The 22731-nt window shown below is 45.8% G+C and carries 20 protein-coding genes and 1 tRNA gene; 6 read left to right on the forward strand and 15 right to left on the reverse strand.

The features are described from left to right. Positions 1 to 277 precede the first annotated feature (277 nt). The 3 genes from LDL70_RS10270 (at position 278) to LDL70_RS10280 (ending at position 3591) form a co-directional block, all read left to right on the forward strand. A complete protein-coding gene (locus LDL70_RS10270; protein ID WP_225684987.1) occupies positions 278 to 601 on the forward strand; it encodes a hypothetical protein in 324 nt (107 codons plus the stop codon). Further along, positions 585 to 2654 (forward strand): DotA/TraY family protein, encoded by a 2070-nt coding sequence (locus LDL70_RS10275; protein WP_225684988.1) that lies wholly within the window; start codon positions 585 to 587, stop codon positions 2652 to 2654. The genes LDL70_RS10270 and LDL70_RS10275 overlap by 17 nt, the downstream gene beginning before the upstream one ends. Positions 2655 to 2733: 79 nt before the next feature. Beyond that, the gene (locus tag LDL70_RS10280; RefSeq protein ID WP_225684989.1) at positions 2734 to 3591 is read left to right on the forward strand and encodes a hypothetical protein; all 858 of its coding nucleotides are present in this window, start codon (positions 2734 to 2736) and stop codon (positions 3589 to 3591) included. A gap of 61 nt (positions 3592 to 3652) precedes the next feature. Here LDL70_RS10280 and LDL70_RS10285 read toward each other — a convergent pair whose 3' ends face one another. Further along, a complete protein-coding gene (locus LDL70_RS10285; protein WP_225684990.1) occupies positions 3653 to 4105 on the reverse strand; it encodes a hypothetical protein in 453 nt (150 codons plus the stop codon). 330 nt (positions 4106 to 4435) lie between these two features. Further along, positions 4436 to 4909, reverse strand: coding sequence for an HIRAN domain-containing protein (locus LDL70_RS10290; RefSeq protein WP_225684991.1), 474 nt, complete (start codon positions 4907 to 4909; stop codon positions 4436 to 4438). A gap of 450 nt (positions 4910 to 5359) precedes the next feature. Here LDL70_RS10290 and LDL70_RS10295 point away from each other — a divergent pair, with 450 nt between their 5' ends. After that, positions 5360 to 5557 carry a hypothetical protein gene (locus LDL70_RS10295; protein ID WP_225684992.1) on the forward strand — a complete coding sequence of 66 codons (198 nt, stop codon included), beginning with the start codon at positions 5360 to 5362 and terminating at the stop codon, positions 5555 to 5557. A 21-nt stretch (positions 5558 to 5578) separates the two neighbouring features. Here LDL70_RS10295 and LDL70_RS10300 read toward each other — a convergent pair whose 3' ends face one another. From LDL70_RS10300 to LDL70_RS10310, 3 genes are read right to left on the reverse strand one after another with little or no spacing between them, the layout of a single operon-like run. Then, positions 5579 to 5863, reverse strand: coding sequence for a hypothetical protein (locus LDL70_RS10300; protein ID WP_225684993.1), 285 nt, complete (start codon positions 5861 to 5863; stop codon positions 5579 to 5581). A gap of 2 nt (positions 5864 to 5865) precedes the next feature. Next, the gene (locus LDL70_RS10305) at positions 5866 to 6117 is read right to left on the reverse strand and encodes a hypothetical protein (protein WP_225684994.1); all 252 of its coding nucleotides are present in this window, start codon (positions 6115 to 6117) and stop codon (positions 5866 to 5868) included. Positions 6118 to 6127: 10 nt separating this feature from the next. After that, on the reverse strand, positions 6128 to 6466 hold the full coding sequence (locus LDL70_RS10310) for a hypothetical protein (RefSeq protein WP_225684995.1): 339 nt from the start codon (positions 6464 to 6466) through the stop codon (positions 6128 to 6130). A 925-nt stretch (positions 6467 to 7391) separates the two neighbouring features. Here LDL70_RS10310 and LDL70_RS10315 point away from each other — a divergent pair. After that, a complete protein-coding gene (locus tag LDL70_RS10315) occupies positions 7392 to 9626 on the forward strand; it encodes a replication endonuclease (RefSeq protein ID WP_225684996.1) in 2235 nt (744 codons plus the stop codon). A 372-nt stretch (positions 9627 to 9998) separates the two neighbouring features. Here LDL70_RS10315 and LDL70_RS10320 read toward each other — a convergent pair whose 3' ends face one another. From LDL70_RS10320 to dnaG, 9 genes are all read right to left on the reverse strand, one after another. Beyond that, the gene (locus LDL70_RS10320) at positions 9999 to 10595 is read right to left on the reverse strand and encodes a hypothetical protein (RefSeq protein WP_225684997.1); all 597 of its coding nucleotides are present in this window, start codon (positions 10593 to 10595) and stop codon (positions 9999 to 10001) included. 233 nt (positions 10596 to 10828) lie between these two features. Then, on the reverse strand, positions 10829 to 11125 hold the full coding sequence (locus LDL70_RS10325) for a hypothetical protein (RefSeq protein WP_225684998.1): 297 nt from the start codon (positions 11123 to 11125) through the stop codon (positions 10829 to 10831). 157 nt (positions 11126 to 11282) lie between these two features. Next, positions 11283 to 12902 (reverse strand): tyrosine-type recombinase/integrase, encoded by a 1620-nt coding sequence (locus LDL70_RS10330; protein WP_225684999.1) that lies wholly within the window; start codon positions 12900 to 12902, stop codon positions 11283 to 11285. A gap of 90 nt (positions 12903 to 12992) precedes the next feature. After that, a tRNA-Ile gene (locus LDL70_RS10335) sits at positions 12993 to 13069 on the reverse strand. Positions 13070 to 13317: 248 nt separating this feature from the next. Then, complete coding sequence (locus tag LDL70_RS10340; RefSeq protein WP_028233645.1) at positions 13318 to 13683, reverse strand: hypothetical protein; 366 nt, start codon at positions 13681 to 13683, stop codon at positions 13318 to 13320. A gap of 112 nt (positions 13684 to 13795) precedes the next feature. Next, entirely contained in the window at positions 13796 to 14242 is a 447-nt protein-coding gene (locus tag LDL70_RS10345) for a YcgN family cysteine cluster protein (RefSeq protein WP_051139026.1), read from the reverse strand. Positions 14243 to 14355: 113 nt separating this feature from the next. Then, positions 14356 to 14649: an HlyU family transcriptional regulator gene (locus LDL70_RS10350; RefSeq protein WP_225685001.1), complete on the reverse strand. Its 294-nt coding sequence runs from the start codon at positions 14647 to 14649 to the stop codon at positions 14356 to 14358. A 275-nt stretch (positions 14650 to 14924) separates the two neighbouring features. Further along, positions 14925 to 16946 (reverse strand): RNA polymerase sigma factor RpoD, encoded by a 2022-nt coding sequence (gene rpoD / locus LDL70_RS10355; protein WP_022710979.1) that lies wholly within the window; start codon positions 16944 to 16946, stop codon positions 14925 to 14927. 458 nt (positions 16947 to 17404) lie between these two features. Further along, positions 17405 to 19378: a DNA primase gene (gene dnaG / locus LDL70_RS10360; RefSeq protein ID WP_022710978.1), complete on the reverse strand. Its 1974-nt coding sequence runs from the start codon at positions 19376 to 19378 to the stop codon at positions 17405 to 17407. Positions 19379 to 19907: 529 nt separating this feature from the next. On the opposite strand from dnaG, the gene LDL70_RS10365 reads away from it, so the two are divergent. Next, positions 19908 to 21584 (forward strand): Na/Pi cotransporter family protein, encoded by a 1677-nt coding sequence (locus LDL70_RS10365; RefSeq protein ID WP_075656065.1) that lies wholly within the window; start codon positions 19908 to 19910, stop codon positions 21582 to 21584. A gap of 55 nt (positions 21585 to 21639) precedes the next feature. On the opposite strand, the gene LDL70_RS10370 is transcribed toward LDL70_RS10365, so the two are convergent. Further along, the gene (locus LDL70_RS10370) at positions 21640 to 22095 is read right to left on the reverse strand and encodes a GatB/YqeY domain-containing protein (protein WP_225685002.1); all 456 of its coding nucleotides are present in this window, start codon (positions 22093 to 22095) and stop codon (positions 21640 to 21642) included. Positions 22096 to 22731 lie beyond the last annotated feature (636 nt).

The following is a 22731-nucleotide window of genomic DNA, read 5'->3' on the forward strand; positions in this document are numbered from 1 at the left end:
ATTTGAAGCCACCGAAAGGCCCCTGCCAGGCAAGCTGCAATCGGAGATTGCTTAAGCGCGCACTTAAAGGCAGTGAGCCTTTCCCCTTGGCTTCAAGTAAATTATTTGATGCAAACTTGACTTATACAAGCCTTGAACAAATCATTGTTAAGTATTCATTTTTACAAATACAAATTTGCTCAAGTAAACATTAGATTTGTCAATAAATTTGAGTACGAAATAAATTAACTTGTCGGCGAATATTAGAAATCTGTCGGCGCAAATCGGAGTATATTGAATGCCTATTTCTTTTAAAAAGAACGAACGCTTAGAAAAATTGCTAGCACAGAAAGCAAAGCTTGAAAGTGAGCTTGCACGTGCGCAGAAGAGTCAAAAAGCAGAAGCCCGAAAATTGGATAGCCGCCGCAAAATTATATTGGGCGCGGCTCTGCAAAAAGCAGCGAATGAGGGTCGTATAAAAGAGGATTTTATACGCAGTCTGATCGCTACATACGCAAGCGAAAGAGATCAAAAAGTTTTCAGCGAATTTGATTTTTCAACGCGCGAAAACAGAGACGATGAGCATAGAGAAATAGGAGACAGACATGATGAATCCTATTGATATTTTAAAAGAGCCATCGAGCGACAATCTACTCTGGAAAATTGTCGAAATTTTATTGCCAACTTCACAGCCGACAATACTTACGCAAGCGATATTTGTGATAGCGACTGTGCTGCTATCTACAGCGATTTTAAAAATCGTATATCTAGTGATTTCAGGGATCATTACAGCTTCAAGAAAAGGCAGCAAATTTACTGAATCTTTTAATGAAGTCCTTGCACCGTTGAGTATCGTTTTTGCGATAGGACTCATGGCTCCGATACCTGGCGGAAGCGGTATTACATCAGCGCATTACGTACTAAGAAATTTGATTGCTGCGCCTTCAATCAACATGTTCGATGCAATCTCACTTGCTGTTGCAGAACACGTTATAAAAGATGGTAAGCAGCTCTATCCGTTGGCAATGCATGGTAATGAATTAGCTTACACGGTGTTTGCGTATGACATGTGTACGCAGCTTTATAATCATGAAGTGAAAGCGAGCAGATCGCCAGCGCTACTACCTATTTCACAAGCCTCTTCGGCTGGTGAAGTCATTGAATTGAGCGCTGACAAGAAAAAAGTTGTTTGGGATTGGTCGCCACAGTGCGGCGGCTTCTCGTTATCTTACCCACTTGCTGACGAGTTTGGCTTATTCGGATTTGACAGACATAAAGCAGTGACAAAGCTCATAAAAGATGTTCGTGCTATCACGCCGAAAATGTCGGAAGGATTCTTTAAAGCACTCTGGGCCCCGCCTCAAAAACACGATTTAAAGTTCGTTGAAAATTTAAAAAGCAGTGAATATTTGCCAACAAATTTCTTCGTGCAGATCGATGGAATAGCAAAAGAATACGAAAAAACACTGCAAGAATCCGCATCAAAGCAGCTGCAAATAAGTCAAGGTGAGCAGCGCCAAAAACTCATAGATGGAATCAAAAAAGCTGGCGGCGCAGTAATGTTTGCGTACTACACGACACTTACGCGAATGAATGAACAAGCCAATGGTTTCACAACTGAAGCGCCTATTTTTGCACCGCCGAAACCTGAAGCATGGTCTGCTCTAGAATATAATCTAAAAAATCTCACTACTCTGCTCGACGCTTTCAAGAAAAACGAAGAAAGACAGGCACTTACGGGTGATGATTTTGCTTTCGCTACCGAACAAGATACGACTCTTTTTGCGAAAGTTGTGAACAGCGTTTCTGCGCCTATTGTCGACTACCTGACACGTTATGATGGCTGGTCAAACGATCCAACCGCGGATTTGATCAATTTAGGCTCGCGAATGATGACAAGCGCTAAAATTGGTTTTGGCGTTGGTTTGACAGCAACTGGTGCAAGCAATTTCTGGTCTTCGACGGCGGGTAAAGTTGTTGACTATATAATGACTGGAGTCTGGCCTTTGCTCGCGGCTCTGTTCGTAGGTGGCGCAGCACTGGCTATCGTGCTTCCAAACTTACCACTCATATATGCAATGTTCGGAATTGTAGCATTTGCAGTCGAATTATTGGTCGTTTCGGGTGCGATACTATGGTGGGGTTTCACGCATGCGAGACTCGATTCAAGTGACTCATTTGTGTCGACCGCGAACATGCCTGGCTACAAATTTTTGTTTAGTCTGCTGTTCAGACCATCTATGAATATGCTGGCCTGGCTCGGTGCAGCTTTGCTCAGTACAGTGCTGTTGAATATTTTATTATACCTGTGGTCGTTTGGATTTCGGGCAAATATGGGCGGCGCGTCACTCGGTATAACAAGCATGATTTTCAGCATTGCAATCGTCACATATATGCAATTTAGAGTCGTCTTATACGTGTTCAGCTTGAACATGACATTGCATGAACGTATTGCAGCTTGGTTTGGTCACGCAACGCAATCTATGGGTGAAGGTAGCGCTGCAAATACGATCATTGCAACGTCCGGCCAAAACATGCGCCTTGGTGCTGATCATAAACCAAATAATGCTCCAGGAAACCGCCAGAAGCCGCAAAATAATGGTGAAGGTGGTGGCGGCGGCGGTCGTATGAATCGCATGCCGATTCCTGACAAACGCAATACCGCAACTGAATAAAACTAAACCTTTCCCTCGTTGCCATTAGCGGCTGGCAGCGGGGGATTTAATTGGGCCGCAATTTAAGGAAGAACAAATCATGAATAAAATGTTGACAACATACATACTATCCGCAGTTTTAGGCTTCGCCGGAACGCTGGCTCTCACAGCTTATTCAAAAGCTGATGAAAAACCGCGATTTTATTATCGCCATAGTCATGGTGCTGGTTCAGGCTCCGGCACAGATACGGACAATGAGCAAAAAAAAGAACGTGTTAGAGTGCAAGTGAGCTTAAGAGATGCAGCTATTGAGCCAATTTTTGGAGGTTCTTCAAATCATCCTGTCGATGCTGGAAAAAATATGGAAGATCATAACCACGCCCGACTTGAATATGATTTTAAATTGCATTTGCAGGCAGAAAAAAATGCTAATACGAGTGAAATAAAAGAGCTGAAGACATCGTTGAAAATATGTTCAGCAGTATCGTGCAGCGTGACAAAACACATATCTTTAGAATGTCAAAACAATGTTTGTGTTCTCTCTAAAAACACAGCTTTGAATCCAGGCTCAAACACAGAATTTCTAACTTTGAGCGATTCAAAGAAAACTATCGATCAATTTCTGAATCAAGAAGTCTCTTTAGAAGTATTGTCTATTGATAGTTCTGAATATGAGGGACTTGACCACATTTTTGAGATTTCACTTATGAAAAATCAAAAATATAGCCGCAAATATGTAACTGAATGGATATTCAGCTTACCCTGGAAAGTAACTAACGATGTGCAAAATCGTACCAAAGTTTTTTTGAATACGGTACAAGAAGAAGTGCTCATAAAAAAATTTGCGGCAACTGGTGACTTATATTATCAGAATTTGAACGGCAGTCCCTACATTTTTGAAAATGAAGCTCAAAAATTTGATCACGAAGCTTATGCTCGGACAGTTTACCATGATTGATTAAAAAGCCCTCTAAAGCGATTTAGAGGGCGTTTTTAATGGTGTTGGTGAACTTGTGTCATTATTGTTCAGACGATGTCTCAGAAGCCAAATTTCGTGCAATTTTACGCGCTTGATATGCTGCCGCACGCTTTGCTTTTTCTACCATTCTTGTAGCGTGGTAAGCTTTGAGTGCTTTTGATAAAGTTTCGTATTTTTCAACGACCAATCCATATTTTTTTATCTTCACAACACGAACAAAAATATTATATCCGTGCCGATACGCAGACCTTTTTCGACTGCGCTCTGTATATGCTATTTCAAGCACGTCACCCTTTTCAATTTTTGATATATCAAACATTAAACCCCACTCTTTAGAGTCAAGAAAAATGCGCTTGTGGTGTGCAGCATTCTTACCAGATATTTTTGCACACCAATTCGAATATCCGAATTCTCTATAGTAAATAGGATTTAAAAAATATCCGTCCAGGATTTCGTATTCTTGAATGTCTGGTGTTTGATTTTCTGTAGTCATATTTGTTCTCCATCATTAGTGATGAACAAGTATGAGTTTCAGAATTGTCAAATTCAAAATTTCTGAAATTGAAAATGTCAATAAAGCCTTGTTTTATATGGTTTTAATTAATTGCAGTGTAATCGCCGGCAAAATAAAAACCCTGATTTTTTGTCAGGGTTTTGGGTCGAAAATGAGTGCAAAAGACTGGTCATTATTTGAGTTGTTTTTTCAGAAATTCGATACGCTTTTGATGATATGAGATTTTAGATTCTTGATATTTGATCTTGGCTAAGATGTATTCGTTGAATGGTTTGCGCGGGGCTGGTGAGGTTGTTTTTTTCAATTTACTCATTGCCACACCCATTCACCAGCAAGCATTCTGTTTTCTCTATCCCATTCATCGAATGCACATTTATCCGGGCAAACTTTTGGTAATGTAGGCGGCTCTGGTGGCAATGCTGGACCAAGCAATAAAGCGCTTACGCTCCAAGCGCGACCATCACCTTCATTAAGAAAATACCCCTTCAGTAACTTGCCCGCATCCATTTGTGGCGCAAGAACGGCAGCCAATCGAGCCGGAACATGACCAAGCATGTGTTGACCATTCTTGAACCAAATTTCTATAGCATTTTCATCATATTCATTATCCGGATTGCGTATAAATTGAATGCGGTCACCAGCTTGCGGTCTAAGTAATTTATCCGACATTTCATCGGAGTCAGAATATTTGTAAAACTGCAAACCTGCTATTTGAGACTCAATATATTGCTGATCTGGATTTTCACCGAATTCAATCAATAATTCACGTATATTTGTTTTCATCTTAAAGTCCTCCATATTGGGCTGATGAAACAAGTATGCGTTTTGGATTTGTCAAATTCAAAATTTTAAGAACTGAGAACGAATATAAAGCCTTGTTTTATATGGTTTTAATCAATTTCACGTAATCGCCGGCAAAAACAATAATCTCGATTTTTGGCCGGAGTTTTTGGATGAAAATGGATACAAAAAACCCCGCTTTTGATTGCGGGGCTTTAATAGGAATGTGATTGCATTGGGATCAGAAACCTTTTGCGATGTAAACCGCAAGAATGAGACCGATTACTGACCAAGCGGTGAGAACGATTGTCGCTTGCATGATGCCGTATGCGATGCCCTTAAAAAATCTGTTCATGTGATTTACTCCTATGTTTTTTGAAAATCTGATCCTCTTTTTGCTGACGAAATAGCAAGAAAGTAAAGGGTTTGGCGCGGGTAACACGGGCCCTTTACTTGGTTGCTGCGGCAGCATCTTCAGATCAAATTTTCAAAGAACGCGATGTAATCATCATAGATTTTTGCATGGACCGGAATGCATATGCTGTCATCGTATCGCTGTTAGTATTGAGTGCCCATAGCGTTTATGACGCTGGTAAAACAAAAATGCAGGATGCTGCTAAAAAGCCCCACGTTTTGATGGCAGGGCTTTAAGGGGTGGCTTTCATCATCAATTTACATTTTAAATCTGTTTTCAGCTTCTTTTTCATATTCTGCGTCTTCTTTATACATATTCAAAATAGCGTGTAGTTGATCGACTATTTCTTCAATTTCATCTTCTTCAAAATGCTCCGAAAGGAGATATTTGCTTTCATCATATTCGGAGCGACCGATCTTTTCCCTGTCGCTGTCGTAATATTCCAAATATTCTTCACTATTTATGTCGAATTTCAAAACTTTACCTACATAATTTTCATATGCAAAACGAACATTTTCGACTTCTATTTCTTCATCTCTCATTTTCATTCTCCCATTTGATGTTTCCTGGCTTCAAGTGCTGCACGCATGCGTTCGAGAACCAGTATTGAAACGACTTTGTTTTTGTGTGGAATCTGGTTTAGCGTACTGATTTTTAGACCAGTTATTTTAGCCAGCTCTGTGCGTGGTAAATCGAGTTCCGAGCGCAGTTTTTTGAATTCCTGTATCCTCCACCCGACCTCGCTTTGAGATCGGGCAAAGATAGGCTTGTGCGCATAGTGATATAAAGTATTCATAGCACCTCACTCACATGGAAAATCGCTTGTTAATCTCTTCTTCTCGTTCAGCTTTAGCAACACGAGCGTCTTCAAGAGTTTCGTCAGAAATTGGATTTTCGCGAAGGTAATCATTCACATGAGCATGAACTTCATCCATGTCGAGATTTCTGTTATAGTGCCACAAATTGCTCGCGTCATGATCATTAACTAAAAGACCATCGTCTAAATCAATCCAGTCACCCGTGCTGACTTCCTCGATTAAATCACCATCTTCATTCATTTGTTTAACATCAAAATATGCAAACAAACCATGATTGTCTTCAACTTTAATGTTGCTTACTTCGTATGTGTATTCTTGATCTATCATTGTATTACCCTTACTTTTTTATATAGGTCTTAGCACCGTTGCTTACCTATATATTAAATATAGGCTGATACTAAACTTGAGTAAATATTGACAAAACAACTATTATTTGGTTATCTATTGACATATGTACTTGAGACTTGATAAAAATTGCACAATTTCCCTTTAAGTATAAGGGTTTTAGAGCGTTCAAACTTTTTTCAAAAAATGTGAAAATAATTGCTTTTTGAGAGCTTGATCGGCGAATTTTGTTGGTGCCGGCAACACTTTTGAACAAAAAAAGCCCCGCTCTTTGGAAGCAGGGCAAATTTGCAAGAAAGAAATATACAAACGAGACGAATGTATGAACACAAGATAACACAAATCAGAGTTTGCGCAACAAATAATTAATAAAATCAAATAGTTAGCTATTGACATCTGCTTGGATTTGAAGCCAAAAACAGCAAATTTTGATGACAATTCAACACATTATCGGCTCAAAAATTATTCTCATTTTTCCTCAAAAACATATGTACTGCCAGCAAGCTGCAGGGTTGATCTTTTGCGTGCTGCATAAGCTTTTTTACCTCGATGCTGAATAGGCATCGGGGTTGATCGAAGATCATAAAAGCAGCAAAGCAAAAGGTCACTGAGCGAAAAGGTTCCATGTTCTAATATTTGCCCGATCCGAAGGATTGAGGCGGGGCGAGTGACCCGCATCAAAGGACAAGCAAATATTCGACGTGGAAAAGAGCGAGTGTTACCCGCAGCGTGTTTTGAAATGTTTTGTCGGCGGATAAAAACCCCGTTTTTGACACGGGCAAGTTTCCAGGCCCTAATAAAAAAACGCTGTGGTCAATGGGCGGGAACCCTGCACCGCGCTTTTTTCGGAGTATTTGATTATGATCATTCATAAAAAAGCATACGTAAAGACCCCTTGCTCATTTAGATGAGCCGCCCGCTGGAAACCCCGATTTCCAGCACACAGACAAGTCTACCTTCAAAAACCAAATTTGTTGACAACGCCTTATCTAACAAGGCTTTTTTCCAGAATTTAGCAGCCGATAGCAATGCGCAGCATGAACATACTGGCAAGAGTGATTTAGCTGTAAAGCTTGCTGCCGGCGGTCATCTTGGAAGTCGTTTTCTTAAAGAAAGACAGTTTGCATATCTGAACAAACCTGACTGTTCAAAATCAGAGTTTATTCAAGACTTCTTAGATGCTGGCTCTTTGGTACTCACAGAAGTTGAAGCTCGCAAACGCGACTTTCATGATCTTGAAGCTGAAGAACAAGACGTAAAGCGTGCAGCACGCTACACTGAAAATTGGCGGCAACCGTCTTATTCTGGCACTTACAAACAGCGCCGAAACCACACGCATGTAGGCAATCATTTGCCGCCCGAGTGGCTGCCGTTTTTAGAGAAAATGTCACCTCAAAAACGCCGTCAAAGAGAGATCGCGATTTTGGATCGTGTGGGCTGGGATGGCTTAGAATTAATTGGTTTGCGTGCTTCTGACATCAGTCAAAAAGCAAATGATTTAGCATATGAGCATTGGAAAAAATTCCCGCCGAAAGATGAAAATGGCAATGCGACAAATCAAGAACCTGCTCATATGAAAGGGCGCTGCAAGAAGCACCATCGCCGCCGTTTGAAAAAGCAGCAGCGTAAAGCCCTCTTGTATGTTGAAGCAGCGTTAAGTGCTGTGGGCGGCGCTAACAATGATATGCGTCCGCTTTATGTGTCGGATTACACACTCGCGCTGCATCGTGAATATGAAGCAGAAACAGCGCTGAAACTTGAAGATTTGAGGCTTATCAATGTTGACGATCCGAGCGTTCAAATCCCAATGTCAGAGGTGAATAAACGTGCGAAAATTGCGGATGTGACTAAGCGCAGGCTCATTATTGATATGATGCTAAAAAAATGGGAGACGTTGAATTGGCATGTGTGTTGGATCACAGTCACATTGCCTGGCGCGTACGTTCCACACAGCACGAATGAAGATAAACGTGCAGCACAATGGAATACTGATTTTGGTCCTCTTGAGGGCATGCAAGCGATGCAAGATGATCATCATCGTGTGCTAGCGCTCTTGCGCGATAAAGGCGTGCGTCCATCGGGATGGTGGAATGCACAGCCTCAACAATCTGGGACAGTTCATCGTCACTATGTTCTGGCTTGCAAGACGCAAGAACATGCGCGTGTAGTATGCGATGAATTCCGTAAGAAATTTTCCAGCCGCTTGTATGGTGATGATGCTGGTCAAGACCGTGGGTGTGCAGCATTTGTGATCGGTGATTCTGATAAGAAATATGCACCACCGAAAAGCAAAAACGGACAGAAAGAAACTGCTGCGAGCATAGCTAAATATGCTGCGCGTTATGCGACACGTCTTGAGAATGAAAATGACCAGCAGAAACAAGAAACCATTGATCCCGACACAGGCGAAATTTTAGAAATTTCCAAGCCAACCGATTTGATGCGTTTTAAAGCGTGGAAGTGGATGAGACGGCTACGCACGCATAATTTTTTAGGTTTGGACTCAGGTCGTGGACCTCAAAAAATTTGGGATACGTTTTGGAAAAAATCAGGACAAGATGTCCATGCAAAAGATGGTCGGGCAGAAATCGCAATGCGCATGATGCAGAAAGTGCGTGAAGAAGGTCTTGATGCTGCACACTTCAGAAAATTGGCTGATGAGGCTGACAATGCAGAAGATCGTGACGAAATGCTTCAAGATGTAAAGTTTCATAATGACCAGGCAGCACAAGCAGCGTGGCATGCGGCGATTGCGATAGGTATGTGGAACGATGCTGATCTTGATGAAGCTGAGGTACAGTGGTTGTCTGATGAACTGTCAGAGCATCATGAGATGGAACTGCATCAGTCACTGCCACCGCTACCAATAAGAGATACTGTTGAGACGGGTTATAATGAAACGACACGAAAGAATGTTGGTGTTTTCTGCCCATCAACAAACGAGAAATTTATGAACGTCGATGGTGAATGGAAAATCGTTGATGTGGCTGAGGCTGAAGTGATGTTGGAAGAATTTAAAGAGAGAAATAAGAACGATCATACGGTTGGATTAAGTTCAAAGCTTTCACTTAATCCAACCAACCCAAGCTTACCGCCTCCGGCGGAACTTGGCTCACCTGAGCCAGAAATTGTCCCCCGATGATCCGCCTTTTTGATAGCAAAAAACGCACAAAAACAGCCTCCAAAACAAGCCATGCAAACATGGACCGGAGAGTTGTGCCAGCGTAATAAAGGGCAAAATAACGGCAATTAACGGACACAAGAAACGCATAATGAGATGTGCAGCATCTTCAGCATGAGGTTCTTAGTCCCTGATCTAGTGTTATCAAAAACCTTTATTTATAAGGGTTTCGACATAAGACCGCCGTGCTGCACAAATCGGCTGCACGGCAGTTCTTCCATGATTTTACGTGCAGCACGCAAAAAGTAAGGCTCGTAAATGCCTGTTTTTTTGAGGTTATGAGGACGAGCCATATAATTGCATGCAGGAAAATTAAGGATTTTTGAATCCTGACTACTTTTCCAATGGAGTCACAAAGACAGTCCCTAAAGCATATGGTGGCTTATCATCTTCAGTATAAACACGATTAAAATCTACGTTATCAATTTGCTCTTGATACTGGTTCTCAACCTGCGCTTTCAACTCAACCGCTCTATCATAGATCAATGGAGTGTATTGCATCGCAAAGGGCTTATCTTTTATCAGCATCTCAGCGCTAGCAACAACCTCGGTTGCCGTCTGTAAAACCATCGGCACAGGCATTATTTTCAGTATTTTCTCTGAGTGTGGTGAATAACGAGGAGCATGTTTCAGATACGGCTCATTCAATGAAAAAACGACACAAGCAGCAGGCTCACTTATTTGTAAACCATTAGAAATTGCATCAATTAAACCCGTTCCGATATCATGTCCATTTTTGGGGGCAATGCCAGCATGATAGAGAACAGACTTTAAAGACAACTCAATGCTTATCAACAATGAGTTTAAAACAGGGTTGTATAAGCCTATGGGAGCCTCAGGTTCTTTAGCGTTATTCAGGATTATACCTGCAGCAAGATACTGTTTTGAATCTTCCAACATTATGAGAGAGCGTTTTTTAAGCGCATCCATTTTGCCTATCCCACGAAAAATTTCCTACACTTAGTGAGCTATTAAACCCCTTATATTATAAGGGTTTTGATACGAAACCATAGTGCTGCACCAATCGGCAGCATGGCAGTTTTTCATGATTTTACGTGCTACACACAAAAATCGACGCTCACAAATGCCTGTTTTTTTGAGGTTGCGAGAGTGAGCCATATAATTGCATGCGGGAAAATTGAGGATTTTAGGCAATTTGAAAATTATGCGGCCCATTCATATGCATGTTTTTCGATAGCTTTTACAACCGTTTCATGCCGCGACGCTGAATGATACTCATATCGGGTCAAATTAAATATAGAGTACCCATTCATTTTTATATCATTGTCAATCTTATCCTTGTTCTGAAAATAATAATCTTGTTTGTCGATGTCATATGAAAAATCATCAATAGAATGGCTGATATTATCAATCATGTTTCGCAAATCCTGATTAAATTCTACATCAGCGCGAAAAATTAAAATACGTCCATTACTGATCTTGATAGCATTCAAAAGCATTTTTGACTTCCTTCCATGTGCTGGTTGTTCAATTTTACCTTATACAATCAGTGATTGCATCGCCAATCGACACTATTCACAGTTAATGCAGCTCACATGAGGAAAACATGACTGCGCGTAAGTCAAATAACGCTGTAGCAGTCGAGTTTTTCAGTGTTCAGCTTTTCAAGAAGACATCAATTTTAGGCAGGTCAAGAGCTTCTATCAGACCAATTTCATCTGCTTGCAGCACTGAAAATCCATAGGAATCTGCAACGCTATCACTCGCGTGACCACACTGCTTGTCAGCAATCAGCTTGTTAGTTCCGTTGCGTAACCAATGTTTTGCGTTGTGCCTGAGTGAGTGAAAAACTTGACGGTATGGTTCGTGAATGCCTAGTTTCCGCATCCAATTCGACATCTGTTTTGATGCAGCATCCGCAGGATCATCAGCTTTTTGAACTTCACCAAATATCCAATCACGCCGCCTTAGCGCCCAATGCACAAAACCACACTCATGCAAATATGGATGCAGCGCGACAATTCGTGGTGACGTTTCCGTTTTTAAAGCACGATCAATTGTTTTTCCACGCAGAATAATGGGCTGGCGCAGATCAATGACCGTATGCCCTTCGTATTGAATGATGTCTTTCGGTTGTAGGTAAACAATTTCACCAAGACGCATACCAGTGAGCAAGCCAACGAGTAGCATGTATTTCTTATATTCATAACGAACTGTGTTGATTGCAAAAGCATCTTCTAGCCATACATTTAATGATGAAGCTGGCAGACCCTCGCGCACTACGTTTTTACGAGCAGCAGACGGCATTGTTATGCGGTAAGATTTTAAATCTCGCACACCTGATACCCCCGCGGTCATGCGGGACCAGAGGTTTAGAATTTCGCTAATTGATGATTGCACTGATGATGCTGTTAAAACTTGAATAGGCTCTTTTCTCTTTGCATTTTTTTGAGCAGTTTCTTTTAAAGACAAGCCTTTAAAGCACTCATATTTTGAGCGATTTTTTGGTATCTTTGACATCACATTCGCAAAGTCCTGAATGTGCATCGGCAAGTAATAAGAAAGCGGTTTATCGCCAACAATATCAATGAAAGCTGCTAAAGAAGTCGTCAGTCGTTCTTGATAGCGGTCGTCCGCTTTGGCAGCGCCTTCTTTTGCTTGCTTGCGATTATCCAGAATGATTTTACCTGCAGCACTCAAAAACGTATCAGCCGTAATTATGCGCTCATCCATCTCAATAGTTGGTGCAGGTGGTTGCACTAGGATTGGTGCTGGCACTGGCTGAACATTCATAGATGCAACGGACTGCAATGCATGTGCATATGCTTCACGTTCAGCAGCAAGTGCCGCAGCATCTGTCTGTAAGGCATTCTCTAATGTTTTAAGCTGCTCTTGAACTTTTTCATATGTTTTTGAAGCCGCAAGCTGCTCAACAGAATATTTTAAAAAGTCTTCACGTTCTTTGTCTGTGGAAGCATGCTCTGCATCTTCCCGCCCCATCCCAGACCGAAGTAACGCCCAAAATTTTTCATGACTTACTTTTTTGTACTGTTTTTGCAATTCGAGCAAGCTACGCTCTAAAGCTTTACGATCAGCCCCCAAAGCAAACCCCATCTGTAAATGCGATGCTAAATGATAAGCGCATCGCTTTGCATCTCTTGCTGAGATATCCCCCAACCAAAGCCGAAAATGGCTTTTTTGGAAGGTTTGCACAAGATGCTGCGGCACACGATGCTGAAAGAAATAACCATTATTCTTCTTCCATAAATACTTCACGAATCATCGCTCCGATTTTAGGTGTACATTTAGGTGTACAAATCAGATTGACCGCTCTATATTTATCAATAAAATCAATGGTTTATGTGATGGTGGGCCCGGAGGGACTCGAACCCCCAACCAAGCGGTTATGAGCCGCCGGCTCTGACCAATTGAGCTACAGGCCCACGCAATCCCGATCTACCTGAATCGAAACATGATCGCAAGACTAACTCGCTTATCAGCCAAAACATTATCAATCAGTGTTTAAAGACATACCGGATATTGACGACGACGCATCATATCATTCTGTAAAACAAGATATTTCCGTAATTTTAGCGCCAAAAGCTGTCTTCTCATCCGCATAAAAAATCAGGCTGCGAATCTGTTCGATTCACAGCCTGACAGGAAATCAATTCAACCGGTCAATGCCGGATTAGCGCAAGATCGGGCAACCACGCGCTTTACCGAAGAGCACACTCACCGGACGGCCATGGCGATAACCGGAGACGCGGATCGTTGAGCGGTTGCTATGCACGCGCATCCCGCGAATGCCCATACGCGATGCTTTGGAGACTGCATTGCGCGGTGTGCAGGCATAACGGTTCGGACGATATTGCGGACGGTTATAATGGCCATGACGATGGTTCACCTGCACCACCGGCGCACCGGTTGTCGCCACACCGCTGACTGTGAGCGATACTGCAGGCGATGCGGCCTGTGCCGATGCACCCGCCGAGAAAACACCGGCAAGACCAATCAGGCCGGAAACAATTGCTGCCTTCATTGAGAAACCCGACATATTGTTCTCCTTGGATAATTCTTTGCTTGTTGCGATATCCAATATTTAGCAAGCTATTTCTGAATGCAGCAGCAATCAATCATTCATTTGCAGTTCATCTGATCACTTTTTATCAGGCAATGTGACCGGTCATATGTTTCAGATATGCCTCTTCATCCGGCAGATCATGATCATAAGCAGTGATCTTGCCACGCACGGAAATACCGGCCTCATGCACTGTTTCTTTGGAGCCGGAAACAAGCGGATGCCACCACTCCAGATCCCTGCCCTCAGACACACGGCGATAGCCGCAGGTCTCAGGCAACCAGCGCACGGTCTCAATAATTTCCGGTGTCAGGAATACGCAATCCGGCACAGTTTTTCTGCGGTTCGGATAATCCGAGCACTGGCAGCTTGTGCCATCCAGCAGAGTACAGGCGACACTGGTGCCGTAAATCTCGTCTGTATCGTCATCCTGCAATTTATGCAGGCAGCACTGGCCGCAGCCATCACAAAGGCTTTCCCACTCCTGCTTGTTCAGCTCACGCAATGTTTTGGTTTGCCAGAATGGTTTCTTCATAACGTCCTCACCTTCCCGCAGCATTTTAGCAAATTTACTGCGGCCGGATAAATCAATTTCAAAATAAAAGGCCCGGTAAACCGGGCCTTATGTCTCGTCAATTTCGCCTCGGTTTAACGAAATAAATTGTCGCCCTGCTCATCAATAATCTGACGGGCTTTGATGAGGGTAATATTTACCGCATCATCCATGGTGGCGAAACGATCTGCGCGGATGAATTTATGTTCTTTCATCTCGCCAGCGATTTCCTTACGGATCAGGCCGCAGGTCTGAAACTGTCCGGCTTCGGCAAACGGCGTTGCCAGAATGATGAAGCCCTTATGCTCACTGTTGACCGGCTCAGCCTGAGCCTTGCTGTCTGCAGCTTCAGAACCACCAAACCCAAAAAGGCGTTTAAGAAAAGACATTCTATCTCCTGGCTATCCCCTAGAGCATTTCGCAGTGAAATGGGATCATTTAACGTCCGCGACAATACGACAGTTAAAAGAATTTAGAGCGAGCGCAGCGGCTAGAGCATTTCACAGTCAAGTTGGATCAACTTGACGCCCGTGAAAATGCGACCAAATAAAGAATCTAGAGCGAGCGCTATGATCCAATCTGGACGTAAACCGCTCTAGTATTAAACACGACACGCTCTAAAAAATGCCGCCACCACAGGGACGACGGCATTTTCTTATGCTTATTAGCTATCCAGGAACGAGCGCAGCTTGCGCGAACGGCTCGGATGCTTGAGCTTACGCAGTGCTTTCGCCTCGATCTGACGGATACGCTCACGGGTAACCGAGAACTGCTGGCCGACTTCTTCCAGCGTGTGGTCGGTGTTCATACCGATACCGAAACGCATACGCAGAACACGTTCTTCACGTGGGGTCAGCGATGCCAGAACACGGGTCGTGGTATCACGCAGGTTTGCCTGAATGGCTGCATCAATCGGCAGCAGCGCATTCTTATCTTCGATGAAATCGCCCAGATGTGAATCTTCTTCATCACCCACCGGCGTTTCAAGGGAGATAGGCTCTTTAGCGATCTTCAGAACCTTACGCACTTTTTCCAAAGGCATAGCCAGCTTTTCAGCCAGTTCTTCCGGTGTCGGTTCACGGCCGATTTCATGCAGCATCTGGCGCGATGTACGAACGATTTTGTTGATCGTTTCGATCATATGCACCGGAATACGGATGGTACGTGCCTGATCCGCGATAGAACGGGTAATCGCCTGCCTGATCCACCATGTCGCATAGGTCGAGAACTTATAACCACGGCGATATTCGAACTTATCAACCGCCTTCATCAGGCCGATATTGCCTTCCTGAATAAGATCAAGGAACTGCAAACCACGGTTGGTATATTTCTTGGCGATGGAAATCACGAGACGCAGGTTTGCTTCAACCATTTCCTTCTTGGCAATGGTTGCTTCGCGCTCGCCCTTCTGCACCTGATTAACGATGCGGCGGAATTCACCGATCGAAATCGCGGTTTCAGTGGCCAGATTCTGAATTTCCGAACGCAGATTATCAATGCCGCGTTTTTCCTTGGCAACAAAGTCCTTCCAGCCGCGGGCTGTCAGGGTTGCAAGACGGTCAGTCCAGTTCGGGTCAAGCTCATTGCCCTGATATTCTTTGAGGAATTCTTCACGGCGCACGCCGAAAGATTCCGCCAGACGCAGGAGCTTGCCTTCGTTCTGAACGAGACGCTTGTTAATGTCGTAGAGCTGCTCAACCAGCGATTCAATACGGTTCTGGTTCAGCGACAGCGACTTAACGGCCTTGATCAGCTGATCTTTCAGTTCCTTGTAGCGGCGCTCCTGAGAGGTCGACAATTCACCGGCAGCAGCCAGACGGCCTTCAACCTGCTGATCCTGCAATTTGCGCAGTTTCTTATAGGTATCAGCGATCAGATCGAGGGTTTCCATGACCTGAGGACGCAATTCGGCTTCCATCGCAGCAAGCGACAGATTGGCCTCATCATCTTCATCCTCGTCATATTCTTCCTGAATTTCACCGCCGACATTGGTGATATCATCGTCATCGCGTGAACGACGGCCACCCTTGTCATCACCGCGCGCAGGCTGTTCTTCCACACGCTCGATCACCGGTGCCTGTTTGGCTTCAGGACCCGCATAAGTAGTTTCAAGATCAATGATTTCGCGCAGCAAAATCTGCTGGTCGTTCAGTGCTTCACGCCAGATAATCAGAGCCTGAAATGTCAGCGGGCTTTCGCAAAGCCCTGCAATCATGGTTTCGCGGCCAGCCTCAATACGCTTGGCAATCGCGATTTCACCTTCACGCGACAGAAGTTCAACCGAACCCATTTCGCGCAGATACATACGCACCGGATCATCGGTACGGTCTGTCGGCTCTTTTTTGGTGGTCGTTGTCGCCAGCGCGGTACCGCCGGCTTCTACCAGATCACCGCCGCTTTCTTCGCTGTCATCGTCGCGCTCTTCTGCGTCAGCATCCTGCTCGTCATCTTCAACAACATTGATGCCCATATCGGACAACATCGACATTGTATCTTCGATCTGCTCGGATGTGACTTCCTCAGAAGGCAGCACGGCATTCAGCTCGTCCATCGTGACATAGCCACGCTTCTTGGCGAGCTTAATCATCTTCTTGACAGCGTCGTCCGAAAGGTCGAGAAGCGGCCCATCGGTCGCGCCATCGCGCTCGACTTCAGCTTCTTCGTTTTCCTTTGCCTTCGTTGCCATATATTTATCTCCAGACGATCGGTTTGTTTTGTCCATCGGGCAGAATGAACAACAAAACAAACGATTCGCGTTATGCCCCGTGACTATCGATAGTATCGGCAATAGCGCTTTCGCGTTAAAACCGGATTAACCGTGCTGATTACCGGCTGCGGCAATTAAAACAACGGTTTGCAAATTTCATATTTACAGAGCCTTCTCAGCCCCGTATTGACCTCATATCGGTCATGAACTCCGGTCATGACATTGTTCAGATGCTGTGTATTATCGCCTTTCAGCGACGGACAAGCTCTCACCGATACAATTAAAGAATGCGACTCATATGATTCGCATGGAAAAAGCGAATCATTTATGCAGATTCGCGACAGAGTGACGCCGGTTAAGCACCGAACAATGCAGTTCTGAGCAGTTTTTGTTCAAATTATCTCTGTTTGGCGACCTTATTCACGTATTGCTTATCCTCAGAATCCGCCGGGCGGGCGTCCTGAAGACTGACCAAAACCTTCAATAAGCGCTTCGGTTGCATCGGCCTTGCGAATTTCGCTCTGAATATCAATCAAACGCGCAAAAACCTCGGCTGACGCTTCAGTGGAAAGAGCTTCTTCTACGGCTCTTAGTTCCTTATGTAGTGTCCGTGCGCGCAGATGCAAGTGCATCGCCTGTTTGAGGGCTTCACGGGCATCATCTTCGGCTGCCAGCAGCGTTGCAGGCCATAGACGCGCACGGCGTACCACCAGTTCCAGCTCATCCAGCAATTCTGAAAAACCGTTTTCATTGAGGATTTTACGCATCATCTTACCGTCTTCGGCAAGATGGCTGGCCATCACATCCAGAACCGCGGCATGAAGCGCCGTCAGCCCCGCATGGGTCAGTTCCAAAGTGGCTACAACCTCAAAATTCTCATCAATCAGCGCCGGATGATTAATCAGCGTCAGAACGATCGTCGCCTCGCGCAGACTTGGTGCGGATGAACCACCTTTCACAATCGCGGAACGGGTCAGACTGTCAGAAGCCTTGGTGGAGGCCGCATTGCCAAAGCCACCACCGAAACCGCTACCTTTACCGCGCTGCGGCTGGAAATTACCCTTACCGCCGAAGCCACCTGCCTGCTTACCGGCATTCTGCCGCCCCCATTTAGGGCCGAAGAAGCTTTGCGATTTCTCACGCATATGCTGGCTGTAATAATGTTTGACGCTTTCGTCTTTGATGCGCGCCACATGGGTGCGCATCCGTGCATCCAGCTCGGCACGGCGCTCCGGCGTTTCAAAATTACCGCCCGCAGTTTCCCGCATCCACAGCATTTCAGCCAGCGGCTTGGCATCCTGCAACACGACACGAAATGCGGAAGCACCCTGCTCCTTGACCAGATCGTCAGGATCCTTGCCCTCAGGCAGCAGAGCAAAAGCCAGCGATTTACCCGGCTGCAAATTCGGCAAACCGGTATCCACCGCACGATAGGCAGCACGAAGACCTGCCTGATCGCCGTCAAAGCACAAAACCGGCTCAGGGCTGATCCGCCAGAGCAAAGCCATCTGCTCCTCGGTCAGTGCAGTTCCAAGCGGCGCCACAACCTCGTTGAAACCGGCCTGCGCCAGTGCGATCACATCCATATAGCCTTCAACGGCAATGACCGGTTTGGCTTCTTCGCCGTTTTGCGCCTGACAGGCACGGCGCGCGCGCACCATATTGTAAAGCACCCGACCTTTGTGAAACAGTTCGGTTTCCGGCGAATTGAGATATTTCGCAGGCGCATCCGGCGACATTGCACGTCCGCCAAAGGCGATCACGCGATTACGGCTGTCAGTAATCGGAAACATAATGCGGTCGCGGAAACGGTCATAAGACACTGCAATGCCTTCACCATGCACAACCATGCCGCAGGCTTCAATCTGCTCACGGGTTGCACCTTTTGAGGCCAGATATTCTTTCAGAATATTGCGGCCTTCCGGCGCATAACCGATACGGAACTCGGCCTGCGTCTGCGCATTTAAGCCGCGGTCGCGCAAATAAGAGCGGGCTTTGGCACCAACGGATGCCTGTAACTGATCTTCGAAAAATGCTGCGGCCAGTTCCATCACATCATAGAGCGTGCCGCGCTTTTCCTCGCGTCTCTGCTGCTCGGCATCCATAACCGGCATCGGCACACCGGCCATATCGGCGATCCGTGCGACAGCCTCGGGAAAGTTCAAACCTTCAAGCTCGGTGAGAAAACGGAAATGATCGCCCGTCACACCACAGCCGAAACAATGATAGCGGCCTTTGCGATCCTCACAGTGAAAGCTCGGGCTTTTTTCACCATGAAAAGGACAGCACGCCCAGAAATCCCCCTTGGACGCATTGGTTTTCTTGCGATCAAAGCTCACGCGTGTCCCGATCACAGACGATATCGGAACGCGGTCGCGGATTTCATCAAGGAAGGACGGGGGGAAACGCATGCGCCTTTAAATTCTCTCTCAGTTCTCTTGCCAGAACAATACTGACTTCGGGGGACATCAGACTTGTCCCCTCACCTTAATAGCACGGAATACAGAAAAACACGCCTCAACAACGCATCTTTCCCCGATACTCACATGCCGGCTCCTGTGCAAGTGCAGCCTCTCCTATAAGCGGGCAGCACAGTTGTCATAATTATCGCTTATCATCTTATACAACGGGACAGCAATATCATCCTTCAGTACCTGAAAATGCAGGATTTTGATTTAGTCGGCTAACTGTCATAAATTTGTCATAAAAACTTTAAATACCATCTGTTAGAGGTAAAATCCCTCTTCCAAATTAAGCATAATGTGCCTAGATTGATTAGCCAGTGCATGATTTTCGCACTGCATTTTATCCGTCCTGATCATTCCGCGAAATCACTGCAGCAATGCTGTGTATGCGCGAACAGGAACGGAGCATCCGGAGACAATCCGGGGAACCACAAAGGATGAGCTAATCATCCGGTAATAAAAAAGGAATACGCATTTGAATGGTTCAGTCGTCCTCCTGCATCTTGCAGGGGCAGTCGCGTTGCTCTTATGGGCAACCCGTATGGTTCGGGCAGGCGTTGAAAGCGCCTATGGCGACCGGTTACGCCGACGACTGCGCAAATATATGCAAAAACCGCTTCTGGCGGTCAGCTTCGGTGTTTTGCTGGCTGTATCCCTACAAAGCTCCACGGCCGTCACTTTGCTGGTCGGCTCTTTTGTCGGCGCAGGCTTTGTCAGCGGTGTGGCCGGCCTTATGGCCGTGCGCGGCGGCGAACTCGGCTCTGCCCTTGTCGTTAAAATCCTGAGCTATGACCTGACTTTACTGGTGCCTTTGGCGCTTGTGGCAGGCACATTCATTTCCATGTCTTCCGAGCGGCTGTTCTGGCGGCAGAATGGTAAGATTCTGGTCGGTATCGGCCTGCTTATTCTCTCGCTTGAACTCACAGGTGAAGCGACAACGCCATTGCGCGACAGTCAGTTGCTGCCGGTGATTGTCAATTATCTGGCGAGCGATCCGGTTACCACCTATTTGCTTGCAGCGCTGATGACATGGCTGTTCCATTCATCAATTGCCGCAATCATCTTGCTCACGTCTTTCGCTTCACGCGGCCTCATTCAGCCGGATCTGGCGGTGGTGATGGTGCTTGGCGTCAATCTTGGCTCTTCTATCATCGCCCCCCTGCTCACACGCAATGCCCCGCCGGAAACCCGCGTGGTACCGCTCGGCAATCTGCTGATGCGCGGCGCAGGCTCTCTCGTTATTCTGATCCTGTTTCTGTCCTTTAAGCCTCCGGTCGAGTTTCTCGGCTCCGATCCGGTCAGTCAGGTTGTGAATGCGCATATCCTGTTCAATACGATTATTCTGATTGCAGGTATTCCGCTGTCAGGACTTGTGCTGCGCGCTACGGAAGCACTGGTCAATCTTAAAGCCAAACCGGAAGCACCGGCAGAAACTGTATTCACGCAGGAAATCAGCGCGCTGGATATGAGTGTCATCAACTCCCCGCCGCTTGCCCTCGGCAATGCAACGCGTGAAGTTGTGCGCACCTGTGAAACCGTTGACGTGATGCTGCGCCGGATTATGGACCTTTATGAAAAGCCGGATCAGGTCGGCATTAATGAACTGGCAAAACTGGATGACCGTCTGGATGCCCGTCATGCCGCCATCAAGCTTTATCTGGCGAAACTGGCGACCAAAAACCTGAGCGAAGATGAAGCTCTGCGGACGCAGGAACTGCTCGGCGCCTGCGTTAAGCTGGAACAGGTCGGCGATATTATTGTGCGCAATATGCTTGCCCATGTGCAGAAGAAGATGGATCGTAAGCTGGAGTTCACAGAAGAAGGCTGGGACGAACTGACCGAATTCCACGCCATGGTCGTTTCCAATGCGCATCTGGCCTTCAACGTATTGGTATCGCGTGACAGCTATACGGCGCGCCAGCTCGTGCATGAAAAAGACCATCTGCGCGATATGGAGAAACGCACCAGCGAAATGCATTTCCAGCGCCTGCGTGAAGGAACTGTGCGCAGTGTCGAGACCAGTTCGATCCATCTGGATACGATCCGCGATCTCAAGCAGATCAACTCGCTGCTGGCTTCAATGGCCTATCCGGTACTGGAAGAAAAAGGCATGCTCGGCGGCACCCGCCTGAAAACAGTGACGGAAAGCTGACACAAAAAAGCCCGCGTTGATCGCGGGCTTTTTCTTTTTTCTCAATTATTCAGGATCAGCTACCGAGCAGTTCTTTCAGCACACCGCTGGCCTTTGCAAAATCCATCTGGCCGGCATAACGTTCTTTAAGAACCGCCATTACCTTACCCATATCGCGCAGGCCTTCCGCACCGACTTCGGCAATGGCAGCGGCGCTATTGGCGCGGATTTCTTCATCGCTCAGCTGCTGAGGCAGAAATTCTCTGATGATCTCGATTTCAGCACGTTCATTTTCAGCCAGTTCAATACGATTGCCTTCTTCGTACATCTTGGCGGATTCTTCACGCTGCTTGATCATCTTGGCAAGAATTGCCAGAATTTCATCATCCGATACAGGGTCTTTGCCTGCACCGCGATTGGCAATGTCGCGATCCTTCAGAGCAGCCATAATCAGGCGCAGCGTTGAAGCACGCATTTTTTCATGGGCTTTCATAGCCGTTGTCAGAGCTTGCGAAATTTCCTGACGCAGCATTTCTTATCTCCTTGGCAGGACAGCACTATATTCGTATCCGGCCTGTTAAATTTATAAAATCCGGTCAGAGCAAGGCGCGGTCAGTTGTCTTTTTATAAACACGCGCATGATGCAAATTTTACAGAAATCAGAGCGTGCGCACAGAACAGAACAAAGGCGATACGCTCCTGAATGCAATAAAGCTGGCCGGAATAAGCAAATCAAAGGCCTTATAGCGCAATTTGCAGTCTTGGCAAAACCATCAGCTTATTTTCTTCGCGCAACCTCATTATGCCTCCGCATTATGCAAGCAGAAACCGGCTTTTTCTGGCTGTCTTGATAAGCCCAAATTACTAGCCGCATATTGACCGCCGCTTTTCCCGCGAAAATATCCGTCACAGCAATTGACCGCAGGGCAAGATTTCTTTACATTATTAATCTTAGCAGAAGATTTTTTTCATTCTCGCGACGGAGCTCATTGTATCCGGCGCGTTTTTGCACATCTGGTGTTTATCATACCGGGTTGCATCTGCACATATAACACATAGTTGCCGTTCAGATGGCCGACCACAAAGCCGGTTACGGACGCGACATACTTAGAGCGCCGGGCGCCCTGTTGGGCGCACAAAACTCGCTCTAACACTTTAAAATTGGAGC

Origin of the sequence: Pseudochrobactrum sp. XF203 (assembly GCF_020341615.1) — a bacterium.
Taxonomy (GTDB): Bacteria; Pseudomonadota; Alphaproteobacteria; order Rhizobiales; family Rhizobiaceae; genus Pseudochrobactrum; species Pseudochrobactrum saccharolyticum.

Excerpts from the sequence above, each read along its gene's own strand:
- LDL70_RS10310 (WP_225684995.1), bottom strand. The coding sequence starts at position 6,466 with ATGATAGATCAAGAATACACATACGAAGTAAGCAACATTAAAGTTGAA.
- LDL70_RS10315 (WP_225684996.1), top strand. The coding sequence starts at position 7,392 with ATGAGCCGCCCGCTGGAAACCCCGATTTCCAGCACACAGACAAGTCTA.
- LDL70_RS10275 (WP_225684988.1), top strand. The coding sequence starts at position 585 with ATGATGAATCCTATTGATATTTTAAAAGAGCCATCGAGCGACAATCTA.
- LDL70_RS10345 (WP_051139026.1), bottom strand. The coding sequence starts at position 14,242 with ATGAAGAAACCATTCTGGCAAACCAAAACATTGCGTGAGCTGAACAAG.
- LDL70_RS10270 (WP_225684987.1), top strand. The coding sequence starts at position 278 with ATGCCTATTTCTTTTAAAAAGAACGAACGCTTAGAAAAATTGCTAGCA.
- LDL70_RS10340 (WP_028233645.1), bottom strand. The coding sequence starts at position 13,683 with ATGTCGGGTTTCTCAATGAAGGCAGCAATTGTTTCCGGCCTGATTGGT.
- LDL70_RS10325 (WP_225684998.1), bottom strand. The coding sequence starts at position 11,125 with ATGCTTTTGAATGCTATCAAGATCAGTAATGGACGTATTTTAATTTTT.
- LDL70_RS10350 (WP_225685001.1), bottom strand. The coding sequence starts at position 14,649 with ATGTCTTTTCTTAAACGCCTTTTTGGGTTTGGTGGTTCTGAAGCTGCA.
- LDL70_RS10305 (WP_225684994.1), bottom strand. The coding sequence starts at position 6,117 with ATGAATACTTTATATCACTATGCGCACAAGCCTATCTTTGCCCGATCT.
- dnaG (WP_022710978.1), bottom strand. The coding sequence starts at position 19,378 with ATGCGTTTCCCCCCGTCCTTCCTTGATGAAATCCGCGACCGCGTTCCG.
- LDL70_RS10280 (WP_225684989.1), top strand. The coding sequence starts at position 2,734 with ATGAATAAAATGTTGACAACATACATACTATCCGCAGTTTTAGGCTTC.
- LDL70_RS10285 (WP_225684990.1), bottom strand. The coding sequence starts at position 4,105 with ATGACTACAGAAAATCAAACACCAGACATTCAAGAATACGAAATCCTG.
- LDL70_RS10370 (WP_225685002.1), bottom strand. The coding sequence starts at position 22,095 with ATGCTGCGTCAGGAAATTTCGCAAGCTCTGACAACGGCTATGAAAGCC.
- rpoD (WP_022710979.1), bottom strand. The coding sequence starts at position 16,946 with ATGGCAACGAAGGCAAAGGAAAACGAAGAAGCTGAAGTCGAGCGCGAT.
- LDL70_RS10300 (WP_225684993.1), bottom strand. The coding sequence starts at position 5,863 with ATGAGAGATGAAGAAATAGAAGTCGAAAATGTTCGTTTTGCATATGAA.
- LDL70_RS10290 (WP_225684991.1), bottom strand. The coding sequence starts at position 4,909 with ATGAAAACAAATATACGTGAATTATTGATTGAATTCGGTGAAAATCCA.
- LDL70_RS10320 (WP_225684997.1), bottom strand. The coding sequence starts at position 10,595 with ATGGATGCGCTTAAAAAACGCTCTCTCATAATGTTGGAAGATTCAAAA.